Source organism: Poseidonibacter ostreae, from assembly GCF_009208075.1.
Lineage (GTDB): Bacteria > Campylobacterota > Campylobacteria > Campylobacterales > Arcobacteraceae > Poseidonibacter > Poseidonibacter ostreae.
Genome location: NZ_WFKJ01000058.1, coordinates 1 through 14,073 on the forward strand (window position 1 = coordinate 1; position 14,073 = coordinate 14,073).

The following is a 14,073-nucleotide window of genomic DNA, read 5'->3' on the forward strand; positions in this document are numbered from 1 at the left end:
TGGTGGTATATTCACTCCAACTGAAGCAGCAGCTGTTGCAGCTATTTGGGCATTTTTCATATCAGTATTTGTTTATAAAGATATCAAAATAGCGGAGTTTTTCTCTACTGCTTTAGATTCAGCAAAAACAACTGCAATGATTATGTTTATTATTGCTAATGCAATGTTATTTGCACATTTTCTTACAATTGAAAATATTCCTCAAGGAATTACAGAAACATTAATTGAAGCAAATGTTGATAAATATATGTTCTTACTGATGGTAAACGTACTTTTAATTTTAGCTGGGTCTTTCATGGAGCCATCTGCAATTATTATGATTATGGTTCCTTTATTACTTCCAGTTGCTGTTGCACTTGGAATTGATCCAATTCACTTTGGTATTGTAATTACTATCAATATGGAATTAGGAATGGTATCCCCACCTGTTGGGCTTAACCTATTTGTAACTTCTGGACTTACTGGGATGAGTATAAAAGATGTTATTGTTGCAGCGTTCCCTTGGACGATGACAATTTTAGCAGGACTTATTCTTGTAACTTATGTACCTGAGATTGCACTGTGGTTACCAAACTTAATGTATGGTTGAAGATAGATAATTATCTACACTATATGAATAAAAAAGGTAAGAGTTTTACTCTTACCTTTTTTTATTTCTAATTAAACTATTTAAATAGCTTTACTTTCTGCATTAAAATCAATTTTGAACCTAGCTCCAGTATATTCAAAACCTTCATAAGAATACTTTTCATCAGAAGCAAGCAAAATAGCATTTAAATGTTTATCTATAATCTCTTTACTCATATAAAGTCCAATACCCGTACCTAAAGACTTGTGTTTTGTAGTAAAATATGGTTCAAATATTCTATCAATAGTATTAGCACCTATTCCACCAGCATTATCTAATATTTCAATATATGAAATATCATCTTTTTTATATGTATTTATAAAAATTAATCTTCTTTGATTTTCTGTTGTAATTAATGCATCTCTTGCATTATTAAGGATATTTATAAGAACTTGTATTAATTTGTTTTCTACTGATATTAATTTATACTCTTCTATATTTTGTATTATTTCTATATCTTTTGATGCAAATTGTGAATTAACTAAATTTAATGCTTTAGTTATAGCTTCTGAGATATTAAACTCTTCTTTTTTATTATTAGAAGGATTAAAAAAATCTCTAAAATCATCAATTGTTCTAGATAAATATTGTGCTGAATCATTAATAGCAGTTAGTGAATTATTTAATGACTCATCACTTAAACAATTCATCTCTTTTTGTATTTTTGCTCCAGTAGAAGCAGTTGAGATTGTAGATAATGGCTGTCTCCATTGGTGAGCAATATTTCCTATCATTTCTCCCATTGCAGCCATTTTACTTTGTTGAATTAATAACTTTTCTTTTTTAATTGTATTTTCGATTTCTTTTTCAATTCTTTTTTTATAATCTAAAAACATTTCAGCAATTACTCTTGAAATATAAAAAGATATTAGAATAAGAGATAGGGTAATAATTATAAAGAATACTATAATTCTATTAATTGACTTTTCTTCTGACAATAATAAATCATTGGTTTTCTTTTCTATTTCTTTATTAAATATTTCATGATAAAAACCAGTTCCAATAATCCAATTCCAATCATCTATTAATTTTATATATGAAGTTTTTTCTCTATGAAGTAAATTTTTAGGATTTACTCCTGTACTATAATTCATATAGCCTTGTTTATTTAATATCGTAAATTCTATAATATCTTTTACGACATATTTACCTAAAGGATTTTTGATATTATATCTATTTGTCCCAATTAATGAGTCTTTATGATGAGATAAGACATTTCCTTTCTCGTCAAATATAAATATATAAGTACTTTTATCATCTTTTATACTTTTTACACTTAATAATATATCTTGTTGTAACTCTTTTTCATAGTTCTTTATATTTTTTTCTGTTCCAATTATCAAATCAAAGGGTTCAAAGTATTTATAAAAACTTATTTTTTCGCTATTAGTGTCAAATTTTTCTAGCTTTTCTTTTATTTCTAAGAAATTATTTTTGTTGCTATCTTTTAGAATAATATACTCTTGTTTATCATCGTAAGACATACTATTAAGCACGTTTTTAATAAGCAATAATACTTTTTCTTTATCCGAAGTATTTTTTTCTTTTATATATATATTATAAGCAATTCTATAAGCTTGATAAACACGTTCTTCCATTTGTTTTTTTAACAAATTCATTGCTTTTCTTTTTTCAAAATTGATAAAGTTTGAAATTCTTTCAATTTCACTTTTTATTTTTTCTTTATTTTGAAATAAATATTTTTCTTTTGTAACTTTTATCTCTTTTTCAAAGTCACTCTCTCTTTCAATCAAATAAAGTTGCGAACTAAAAAGAGAAATAAAAACTACAAAAAGTATAGGAGAAAATTTAATTATATTAAGAATTTTATTTTCATTAACTGATAATTTCATTTAAATCTCCTTTTGTAATTTTTATATATTATATCTTATAATAACTAAAATATATCATAAATAATTTATTAAAGATTCATCTTATATAATAAAAAAGTAAAAAAATTTCCATTAATTAGGGATGTTTGATTAAAATAAAACTATATACAATAATAATATTTAATTTAAATAATTTAAATAAAGAAGAAAAATAATTAAATTTTTCATATACTTTTTATATAATATTTCTGATTTTCTTTTTCAAGTTTAATATCTATTTCAAAAATTTCTGATAAATTTTCTGAAGTTAATATTTCATCTTTTTTACCTTGTTTAAAAATAGTTTTATTGTACATAAGTGCAACATGTGAAATTTCATCAAATATCTCTTCTATATGATGAGTTACAAGTATAATGGAAGCTTTTGATGAAAGCTTTTGAATTAATTTGATAAAACTATTCTGTGCTTTTATATCAAGTCCAACTGTTGGTTCATCAAGTATAAATGCTTTTGGATTATGTATTAAAGCACGTCCGATAATACAACGCCTTAACTGCCCTGTACTCATTTGACCTACTCTTTTGTCTTTAATATCTAAAATTTCAAGAAACTCTAAAACTTCTAAAGCTTTTTTATGCTGTTCTTTAGTAAAGTCTTGATGTTTAAAAACACCAATAGAACTAAAATAACCACTTAAAACTACTTCATAAGTACTTAAAAAACTTCCTTGTTTTTCAAAATAGTTATGTAAATCATTTGTAATAATTCCTAGGTTCTTTTTTAAATCAAGGATACCCCATCTTTTTTTGCCAAACATCTCTTTTTTAAATGGATATTTAGTATTTGGATAAAGGTCATTTGATATAAGTTTAATAAGTGTAGATTTACCACTTCCATTTGAACCTAGTATCACCCAATGCTGTTTTTCTTTAATCTTTAAATTTATATTTTCAAGAATTGGTTTAACATCATAACTTACATATATATTTTCAAAATCTATAATTGAATCTGGATTTTTATTATTCAAAATAGCATCCTTTTTGTTCTTTTAATTTAATATTATACATCAGAATTCTTTATTTTTACACTCTTTATTTAGCATAATGATAATTAGTATTAGTATTATCTATTTTTAAGTTTTATCTTGCTAATATTCTGAGATTAATTATCAAAAAGGAAAATAAACAAATGAAATTATTACACTTAACGGCAGCTTCATTACTTCTTTCAAGTAGTATGTTTGCAAATGACACTATTGATGCTTCAATTAAAAATGGAACAGTATCAGGTGATGTAACACTTTATGCAGAAAAAACAAATAAAAAAGGAAATAATCCAGATGAAGGTTTTACATCTGGTTCAATTGGACTTGGATATGAAACAGCTGATTTTAATGGTTTTAAAGCATCTGTAGGATTTAGAGGAAATCATGACTTTTCAGAAGTTGAAGATGGAGATTACGGAAATGAAGATACAAAAGCATTAGTTCATACTGCAAATATTTCATATGGAAATGATCTTGCAAATATAACTATTGGTAGACAAGAAATTGACTTAGAGTGGATGGGTGACTTTCATGAAGCAGCTGTTGTTGGTGTTACTGCAGTTCCTAATACAGAAATCACTTTAGGATATACAAAAAGAATTGCTACTGCTGATGCAGATGCCCAATTAGAAGCATTTGAAAAAGTAAATGATGATAAAGGTGCTTATGTATTAGATGTAAAATATGAAGGAATTGAAGGTTTAGTTCTTAATCCTTACTATTACAAAGCAGAAGATGTAGCAAGTTGGTATGGTCTTAAAGCTGATTATGATACTGATGCATTTGGTGTAACTGGACATATTGCTGCTTCAAGTGAAGATGCATCTTCAAATGATGGTCAAATTATGCATTTAGAAGCTAGAACTTCTGTTTCTGCTTTAGGGTTAAATGCAGGATATATTACAACAGATAAAGATGCAGGCATTGGTAGTATGGATACAGCAGGAGATAATATTAGTCCTCTTGAAGATGGTAATCAAGTTTATGTAGCTGATGCGGACACTACATATATTGGATTAAGTTATGAAATTGCAGGTCTTGAACTTGGTTCTATTTATGGACAAACTAAATATGCACAAGATAAAGAGAAAGAATTAAATATTACTGCTGATTACAGTATTACAGATAACTTATCAACAGGATTACTTTTTGTTGATGTTAATGCACAAAACAGTGATGATGATTATAATAAAATTACAGCAACTTTAGCATACTCTTTCTAGTTGGAGATTAAATTAATATCTAAATTTCGAATCTAAATATTTCAGTAAAAAGGGGGAAAGTTTAAACTTTCCCCCTTTTTTTATAAATACTTTTTTTACTATTTATCTTCTAAAAGATGTTCATATCTTTTATCTGTTAATAACTTCATAAAAGCAACTAAAGAATCAACTTTTCTATCATTTTGTTTTTTAGCTTTTAATTCATCTAAAGATATAGTTTCTTTAACTTCAGGCTCATCCCAAGCTTTATTTGTTTCGGGATTTAAGGTTCTTTCTTTATTGTTATATTTATCATAAAACTCTACAACTGTTTTTAACTCTTTAAATACACCATTATGCATATATGGAGCAGTTACGGCTACATTTCTAAGTGTCGGAACTTTATACTTTCCTTTTTGATTTTCATCATTAACAGCTGGATTATTTAAAAGTCCTCCATCTATTTCTTTTACACCATTTTTTGCTCGAAGTTCATGATTTATTGGTGTTCCAATATTATGATATTCATAATTTGTAAATGTCTCACCTAGTTTATCTTCACCTTTTAAAACATGACAAGTTGCACAAGAGTTGTTATTGTTTGAGAAGAAAAGTGTTCTTCCTAAATCTTCTAAAGGAGTTAAATCATACTCACCTTTTAAGAATCTATCATATTTAGAATCAAAAGGAGCAAACTCTTTTGTCATCTCAAACTTTGCAATTGAATCAGTCATAGCACTATATGCTTTTGCTGTTGTTAAGAAAATATCTTCACCATAAATACTTTTAAAAGCACTTACATAATATGAATTTTCTTTTAATCTTTCAACTGTAGTCTCTTTTGATGCCATTCCCATTTCAATTGGATTAGTGGGAGGTCCTCCTGCTTGTGTTGCAAGATTAGTTTCTCTTCCATCCCAAAATTGTCCACCTATGTACTTCTTTTTCTTTTTATCATAATAAAATTCAGGACTAAACATAGCATAAGCAGCACTTGGTGCTTGTCTATCTCCAAGAGAGTGTCCATCATCACCAAGAGATGCCATAGCTTTAATTCCATTATCTCTATCATCTACGAATCCAGCTTCTGGATTATGACAAGTTGCACAAGATTGTGTTCTATTTTTAGATAAGTTTTTATCAAAAAACAAGACCTTTCCTAATACTTCTTTATTTTTTGTTTGTTCTTCCATTTGTGCTTTGCTAAGTGTTGTATTTGTACAAGCACCTAAAAGAATTGCACTTGTGATTAAGGCAAAAGTATTTATATGTTTCATTTTAGTTTTTCTTCCTTGTTATAATTTTTTTAAATGGATAAATCAGTAGATTTGTAAGTGTTGTATAGTTTTTCATTTGTTCATTTCGAAGTCCAAACTTTAGAACTTTTACTTCATTTGAGAGTTTTAAAGTTCCAAAAATTCTATCCCATACGCTTAAATATCCTCCATAGTTTTTATTAAAATACTTTTTACTATGATGAATTTGATGTTGCTTTGGTGAAATAAACCATTTTTCTAAAGCTTTAAAATAAGCTAATGGAATATGTGAATGTCTTAAATTAGAACCCAAAAGTGAAAAAACAAAAATAAAGATATTAGCCCCGAATACCTCAACAAGTCCAATTTTTGAGCCAAAGAAGTAAATAAATATTCCAGTTACAAAACCAATAGAAATTGAATATCTAAATCCAAAAAGAATATTTTCAACAGGATGAACTCTATAAAAAGTCAAAGGATTTAAAACTTTAGCACTATGATGAACTTTATGAAACTCCCATAAAAATGGAATAGTATGTAAAAGTCTGTGTAGCCAATATCTTGTAAAGTCACTTACAATAAACAGTGTAATAGTATATAGTACAAGTGTATTTTCATAAGAAAAATTTTGAATCTGATTAAAACCAAACTCATAATAAAGATTTTTATTTATGAAAAATGCAATAGATTTTGCACTAATTACTATTGGAATAATCATCATAACTTTTATAAAATACGAAAGTATAAAATAAGAATAATCTAATTTTGCACTTGAGTGAAGCCAAAGTTTTGAGCTAAAAATCACTCTACTTTGCTTTTTATTAAAGTATAGATAAATTATTGCAATAGCAATTGATGAAAGTATATAAACCCAGTAAGTTCTTTTATCTGGGTTTATTAAATACTCTTCTAAAAAAGTATAGAAGTAACTATCCAATTTTAGTCACCATCTGCATCTAAAATTTTTGCATTAATTGACAGCTCTTCTAACATCTCTACAAAAAGTACTACATGGATTGTATTTATATTTTCATATAACTCTTTTGTATTTGAAAAATCATCATTTTTTATTTGCTTAACTAATTCTAAGGATTTATTTAAAGACTCTCTTAATCTTTTCATTTCTTTTCCATCAGTTAGCCTTATTAGATAATCACCATAATCTGTAAACTCTTCATTATCTAAAATATTTTTATATGTATTTAAAACAGCTTCAATTGCATTTGAAGAGTTCTTACTTAAGAAATACTCAGCTCTTTTATTATCAGGATCATCTTCATATTTTTTAGTAAACCCAGCAACATCACCTACTCTCCACTCTTTTAACTTATAAGTATTTTGAATGATTGCATTAATGGTAACTGCATTTGCTTTTTTTAAATCACCTAGAAACTTATCTTTTTGTAAAATATACTCATCTTTTATATCATTTAAATGACTTGTAATTCTGTCTAAAATTGTAATTGTGATTTTATTTTCTCTTATATTTTTAATATCTTTTGAAAACAACATATATTCTAAGGCATTAATAGATTTTAATGAGTTTTTAAATAATACTACTCTTATCTCATCTTTACTTTTAATAGCACGATCTAGTTGTTCTGTTATATCTTCATTTCCATTATGAAAAATATCTATGTATCGTGGAGTATCTATAAAGTCTTCATTTATATCTCCTAAAATATAAAATGTTTCTATACTCTTCCATGAATTTACAAGTTTTGAAAACTCTTCTTTTGATTTTCTTTCATCATTTTTTACAACTGCTTCTTTTAAACTCTTTATATCTTTTATTGCTCTTTTGACATCAGTAATAATCACTTTTTCATATAAAGTATCTAATATCTCTTTGTTTTTTTTCTCATCTTTTGCATCGTTTACATTTGCAAATGTAGTTGTTATACATAATATTCCTACTATTAGTAGATTTTTAATTACCTTCATTTCTTATACCTCATTTAAAAATTTAATTAATTTTTCTCTTGATTTCTTATCAAGATTCATATATTTTTCTTTTGCATCATTTGCTTCTCCACCATGCCAAAGAATTGCTTCTTGGAAAGTTCTTGCACGTCCGTCATGTAAAAGTCTTGCAGCTTTCTTATTTATCTTTTCATGAAGAGCTAATCCCCATAAAGGTGCGGTTCTCCATTCATTACCATTTGCTTTAAATTCACTTCTTCCATCAGCTAAGGCCTCACCCATATCATGAAGTAACATATCAGTAAATGGTGATATTTTAATTCCTGATTTTGTTGTAAAAGAGTCAATATGACATTTAGCACAAGAGATTGATTTAAATATCTCTAAGCCCTCTTTATATGCTTTTGTTTTTTTAGCACTATATGTTTTTCTATTTTTTATATAAAAACTAATAGCATCTAATCTTTCATCTGTAAGGTCTATTAAATCTCTTGGTTTATCAGCATCATTACAAGCCTTTTGATTTTTTGTACAATTATCTTTACTAAAAAGTGAAGTTGTTAAGCCCATATCATTAAAAGCAGCATCAGCACTTTGATGCTTTATAGAAGAAGTACTAGCTTTCCAGCTATAACGTCCTAGTTTTATTTGTTTATCTTTTGGAGAATAAACAAAGTTTGCACGTCCTGAAATACCATCATTGTCTTTATCAAACTCATCAACATTTTTCAATATATCTTCATTTGATATATCTTCTATATATCCTAAGCCATTTAAACTAGGAGCTATTCTAAAAGTCAAAATTGTATCTTTATGAAGTTCTCCATACTGTAATTCTTTTAATCCATAACTAGGTTTTAAAAGTGTAGCAACTTCACCATCTGGAAACTTTACTTTTATCTCTTCATATTTAATATCAGGTTTTGCCTCGTAATTAACACCATGAATTCCATTTATCGCTACTTGTCCACCGTAAACTGGTTCTATTATTAAAGGGCTTGTTTTTAGTATTTCTTGATGCTCTTTTGAATTAGTTGAAGGAATAGATAATTTTGCTATTAAACTTCTTGAAAATTGCATATTTTTATTATATACACTTCCTCTTCCATTTGCGGGATGACAAGATACACATGTATTTGCATTAAATAAAGGTCCTAAACCATCTCTTGCTGTTGTTGCACTTGGCGCTTCAACCCAAGGAATTACAAAGAAACTTCTTCCAAGAATAAACTTATCATATTGTTCATCATTTAAATTTTCTATAGGTTTTAAAAGAAGTGACTTATCTTTTATATTTGAAATATTTGAGCTAGAGCCATTAACGACAAAAAGCCCTATAGCAAAAATTGCTACAAGGCTCTTATTTAAAATAGTGCTAAAGGACAAGCTAGATTTTTGTTTCATCAGCGTCTGTTACATCTTCTTGTGTTAAAGAAATTCCATTTGCATTTGCTACATTTACCATTTCATCACCTAGTTTTCTCATCTCATTTTTAAGTTTTACAATAACTTTTGATTGAGGATTATCAGCTTGAATTTGGTAATCAAAGTGAGCACTAGTCATTGCAACTTTATTTACACTTGCAATTTTTGTTTCAATAGATTTCATTAAAGAAATGATTCTTTTTTGATCTTCCATAGGTAATGCATCTAACATAGATTTACCGTATGATTCATTTTTATATGTAGAAGTTAATACATTTCTAAAACCTAAGTAATTAGTTGTAATATCTCTATGTGTATTATCAGAGAAACAAGAATGCTCATCTTCTTCACTTGGCGTTAAAACTGCAACTGCAATTCTTTCATTTGCAAGTTCAGACTTCATAAATACACCCATTCCTGCAATTACTTGTTTTAAAGCATCACTTGAGCTAATATTTTTTGAAGCATCATCACCACTTAGTTTTCCTAAGAATGCATTTTTATATAAACCATTTTCACTCCAAGCACTAGCAACTGTTTGTAAATCAGATACAATTTTTGCTGATGCTGCTTTTAAAAATGCAATTCTTCTAGGAGCATTTGAATCGCTGACATAATCACTTAATGGTCTTTGTCCTGCAGTTTTTGCACCATTTGTAATAGAGTCTTTTACAAAGTTAGAGTAATCTTGATCTTGTCCCCATAATAAGAACTCAATAGCATGATAACCAGTAGCAACATTTGCATCTCCACCATTTTCATTTAACGCTGTAATTGCATCAACTGTAATATTTGAAACGTTTACAGCACTTGCATCTTCACCACCTGGATTAAAAGAACCAACGGTATCAATAATATTTCCAGATGTTCTTTTTCCATTCGCATCAATTGTATAATCAATCATATTCTCATCTAAAGGCCATGCATTAAGTTGTCCCTCAAGTGAACCATAAATATCTGCAACCCAACCTTCTTCTGCATCAATAGGACCATTTGCAAGTCTAAAGATTTCTGTTTGACCATAAGATTCTCTTGAATTTAACCAAGCAATTTTTGCATTTGAAAAAGTTTTTTCATTAGGTGTTGAAGAAAATTCTTCAATTGCCATTTGTAATGCTTTTGCCCCATTTAATGCATCTGTATAATTTGCTTGTGCAATTTTTGCATATCCAGCTAAAAGTGGAGATGTTTTAGTCATTTCCATTTTTTTTGTAGTTTCCATATTTTCAAGATTTGTAACACAACCTGAAAAAGATAAAGCAGCAGCTAATCCAACTGATACTGTGATTAATTTTAAATTTAACATTTTAGTTTCCTGTACTAATAATTATTATCATAAATGATTTGTGACATTCTAGTAATATTTTTCTTAAGTACTACTTAATACTAATAATGGTTATCATTTATATTATAAACTTAGCAAAACCATTATTTATAATTTTTTGATATACTTACGAAAATATAAGGTTACAAATGAAAAATAAACTATTACAAATATTATTTATCTCTTTTATAGTAGTAACTATGCAAGGATGTATAGTAGGCACTGTAGTATCAGCACCTTTTAAAGTTGCAGGTGCAGTTGTAAATACAGTAACACCTGATATAGTTGGAGATACAATTTCTGGCACTGGTGATGTTATAGATGCAGTGATACCGTTTTAAATGAATGATTTAATCTCTGAACTAATAGGTTTTAGTATTGTTACAATAGTTGTAATAATGCTAGCGTACTTCACTTCTAAATTAGAAAAGAAATATAAAGATAAAAATAAAGAAGATTAATACAATTAAAAGTTTTTCTTATACTTAAAAAATATTATTTATTACAAATATTTATAATATTTTAGATAAAATATTCTTAATATTTATCTTAAGGAAGAAAGATGTCAAGAGAAGAAAATAATATAGAGAAATTTTCTATAGCCAAAAAGATGGCTATTTTTGGAATAGTTATTTTTATTGTAATTTTAATTGCAACTATTATTAAATACAATATTATAAAAGAATCAAAAAATGATTTTTATATGTATTCACAAAAAGCAGTTGTAGGTAAAATTTTAGTATTAGAAATAGGAAAAGATTTAAACTATATAAGTAGATGTACTAGAGATATTATGCTAGGAAATGCTTATGAAAAAAATATTGCTAAAATAGAAAAAAGTAAAAACAATATTATTAAAGCTTTTGATGAGTTAAAAACTACAGTAATCGGTACTCCAAATGAAAAAGAAAAACTTTTAAATATTTCAAAATCAAAAGAAAAAACAATTGCATTTATTGATGATGGCTATAACAAAATGAAAGCACTATCAAATCAACAAAGAACTCCTGATCTTTTAGCAAAAACATATCAATCTTATAAAAAAGATGCAACACCTCTTGCAAATCTATCTAGAGAAGCTTTTTCAAAAATTATTAAAACAAAAGATAAAGGTCTTGAAAAAAGAACTCTTATGTTAAATAATGATTTAAATACTTTAGGTACTTTTATTTTTATTGAAGCATTAGTAATACTGTTTTTAATAATCTCTTATTTATTATTTTTAACTAAAAATATTTCTAATTCATTAAAACAATTTAAATTAGGATTAATTTCATTCTTTGACTTTTTAAATAGAAAAACAACTAATACAGAGTTAATAGATATAAAATCTAAAGATGAATTTGCACAAATGGCTACTATTGTAAATAGTAATATTGAACTAATTAAAAACAATTTTGAAGAAGATAATAAATTAATAGATGATGCATCAATTGTAATAAATAAAGTTAAGCATGGTTGGTATTCTCAACATATTGAAGAATCTACAAATAATCCTACTCTTACTATTTTAAAAGATGGAATAAATGATATGATTATTGCTACAAAGCAACATATATATAATATAAATCTAATATTAGAAGAGTATGCAAATTATAATTATACGAAAAAACTAGAGATTGAGGGAATTGAAAAAGGCGGTGTTTTTGAACTTTTAACAACAGATATCAATAAACTAAGAGATGCCATAAATACGATGTTAAGAGAAAATAGAGAAAATGGATTAACTCTTGATAACTCTGCTAGTATTTTACTTACAAATGTAGAAAAACTAAATAGCTCTTCAAATGAAGCTGCTGTAAAACTTGAAGAAACAGCGGCAGCTTTAGAAGTAATCACAGGAAATATAAATACTTCAACTGAAAAAATTGCTCAAATGTCTAAAATATCTAATTTAGTTACATCTTCAGCAACTACAGGAGAAAACTTAGCAAATAAAACAACACAAGCAATGGATGAGATAAATGAAAAAGTTACTGCTATTAATGATGCAATTACAGTAATTGATCAAATAGCCTTCCAAACAAATATTCTTTCATTAAACGCAGCAGTTGAAGCTGCAACTGCAGGTGAAGCTGGAAAAGGTTTTGCAGTTGTTGCACAAGAGGTTAGAAATCTTGCAAGTAGATCTGCTGAAGCTGCTAAAGAGATAAAAGACTTAGTTCAAGATGCTAATTTAAAAGCAAATGAAGGAAAACAAATATCAGATGAAATGATTAAAGGATATTCTGGATTAAACAATAATATCAATGAAACAATAAGTTTAATATCTGATATTTCAGAATCTTCTAAAACGCAACAATCATCAATTCTTCAAATCAATGATGCAATAAACTCTTTAGATAAACAAACACAAGAGAATGCATCAGTTGCAAGCCAAACAAACGATATTGCAAGTAATACATTAAAAATTGCATCAGATATTGTTAAAAATACTGAGGATAAAGAGTTTGAAGGTAAAAGTACAATAAAAAGTAGAAAAATAACACAAGCTTCTGCTGATAAAGAGATAAAAATAGAGGAAGAAAAAATAGTAGCTAAAAATGTCATAGAGAAAAAAACTCTTGTTAAACAAAGTCCTAAAGAAGAGCAGTTTTCATCAAATATAAAAGATAATGATGAGTGGGAAAGTTTTTAGAATATAAATAAAAACAAAACTTTATATAGTCCTTAAATAAATTAAGGCTATATAAAATATTATATAGAACTATTATGTTATACTTATTACATACTAACAACAAATAGAAAGTATTATGAAAAGACTACAAGCTCAATTATCTCTTATCATTTCAGTATTACAAGCTTCCTTTATATCTTTGGTTCCATATTATATATTATATTCTTTTATACTCTTATCTATTGAACTTGCAAAAAGTTTTATTGATTTTGGTCCAAGTTTTAATATTCAAGACTTAAATAATCTTTCATCATTAATAAATGGAATATTACCTGTTTTAATAAATATAAGTATTTCTTACCACTTAGTAAATCTTTACTATACAAGTATAAATAAATTATTAACTATTGTATTATCTTTACTTGTATATTTATCTGTTGATTTACTTTTAAATGTAAAAGATATCAATAGTTATGTTTTCCCAAATTCTTTTATAATGGCTATAATCATTCCTATTTTTATATCTTTTACGATTTCTAAAATTATGATTATATTTGAAAAGTATGAAAATGATTTAAAAAGTAGTTTATCAAATAATATCTCATCTGCAATTGTTTATATTCTTCCTTTTATTATTACATTTTTTATATCTATTTCATTTTTTTATTTTTTAGGAATAAGTATAAATCTTGATTCAGGTATTGAAATCTTTACTAAAAGTAGTGAAGAAGCACTACTATTTTTGCGTATTCTTATTTCAAATCTTTTATGGTTTTTTGGTATTCATGGAATCAATTTTTTTGATGCTATTGTAAACATA

The 14,073-nt window shown here is 26.7% G+C and carries 12 protein-coding genes; 5 read left to right on the forward strand and 7 right to left on the reverse strand.

Annotated features, from left to right (window positions below):
- Window positions 1-589: TRAP transporter large permease subunit (locus GBG18_RS13690; protein WP_152191947.1), on the forward strand; the 589-nt coding region annotated here is incomplete at its 5' end.
- Between the two features lie 80 nt (window positions 590-669).
- Here the strand turns inward: GBG18_RS13690 and GBG18_RS13695 are convergent.
- On the reverse strand, window positions 670-2,481 hold the full coding sequence (locus tag GBG18_RS13695) for a sensor histidine kinase (protein WP_152191949.1): 1,812 nt from the start codon (window positions 2,479-2,481) through the stop codon (window positions 670-672).
- A gap of 203 nt (window positions 2,482-2,684) precedes the next feature.
- On the reverse strand, window positions 2,685-3,488 hold the full coding sequence (locus GBG18_RS13700) for an ABC transporter ATP-binding protein (RefSeq protein ID WP_152191951.1): 804 nt from the start codon (window positions 3,486-3,488) through the stop codon (window positions 2,685-2,687).
- Window positions 3,489-3,649: 161 nt separating this feature from the next.
- Between GBG18_RS13700 and GBG18_RS13705 the strand changes: the two genes are divergently transcribed.
- Window positions 3,650-4,729, forward strand: coding sequence for an Opr family porin (locus GBG18_RS13705; RefSeq protein WP_152191953.1), 1,080 nt, complete (start codon window positions 3,650-3,652; stop codon window positions 4,727-4,729).
- Window positions 4,730-4,827: 98 nt separating this feature from the next.
- On the opposite strand, the gene GBG18_RS13710 is transcribed toward GBG18_RS13705, so the two are convergent.
- The 5 genes from GBG18_RS13710 to GBG18_RS13730 are packed head-to-tail and all read right to left on the reverse strand — an operon-like array spanning window position 4,828 to window position 10,618.
- Window positions 4,828-5,985, reverse strand: a complete 1,158-nt coding sequence (locus GBG18_RS13710) for a cytochrome-c peroxidase (protein ID WP_226896412.1) — start codon at window positions 5,983-5,985, stop codon at window positions 4,828-4,830.
- Window position 5,986: 1 nt separating this feature from the next.
- Window positions 5,987-6,901 (reverse strand): sterol desaturase family protein, encoded by a 915-nt coding sequence (locus tag GBG18_RS13715; protein ID WP_152191955.1) that lies wholly within the window; start codon window positions 6,899-6,901, stop codon window positions 5,987-5,989.
- Between the two features lie 2 nt (window positions 6,902-6,903).
- A complete protein-coding gene (locus GBG18_RS13720) occupies window positions 6,904-7,908 on the reverse strand; it encodes an imelysin family protein (protein WP_152191956.1) in 1,005 nt (334 codons plus the stop codon).
- Window positions 7,909-7,911: 3 nt separating this feature from the next.
- Entirely contained in the window at window positions 7,912-9,291 is a 1,380-nt protein-coding gene (locus GBG18_RS13725) for a di-heme oxidoreductase family protein (RefSeq protein ID WP_152191958.1), read from the reverse strand.
- Complete coding sequence (locus tag GBG18_RS13730) at window positions 9,275-10,618, reverse strand: imelysin family protein (RefSeq protein WP_152191960.1); 1,344 nt, start codon at window positions 10,616-10,618, stop codon at window positions 9,275-9,277. The genes GBG18_RS13725 and GBG18_RS13730 overlap by 17 nt, the downstream gene beginning before the upstream one ends.
- 167 nt (window positions 10,619-10,785) lie before the next feature.
- Between GBG18_RS13730 and GBG18_RS13735 the strand changes: the two genes are divergently transcribed.
- The 3 genes from GBG18_RS13735 to GBG18_RS13745 form a co-directional block, all read left to right on the forward strand.
- Window positions 10,786-10,977 (forward strand): DUF6726 family protein, encoded by a 192-nt coding sequence (locus tag GBG18_RS13735; RefSeq protein WP_152191962.1) that lies wholly within the window; start codon window positions 10,786-10,788, stop codon window positions 10,975-10,977.
- A 221-nt stretch (window positions 10,978-11,198) separates the two neighbouring features.
- Window positions 11,199-13,274: a methyl-accepting chemotaxis protein gene (locus GBG18_RS13740; protein WP_152191963.1), complete on the forward strand. Its 2,076-nt coding sequence runs from the start codon at window positions 11,199-11,201 to the stop codon at window positions 13,272-13,274.
- A gap of 115 nt (window positions 13,275-13,389) precedes the next feature.
- Window positions 13,390-14,073 (forward strand): hypothetical protein (locus GBG18_RS13745; protein WP_152191965.1); only part of this gene is annotated, 684 nt, incomplete at its 3' end.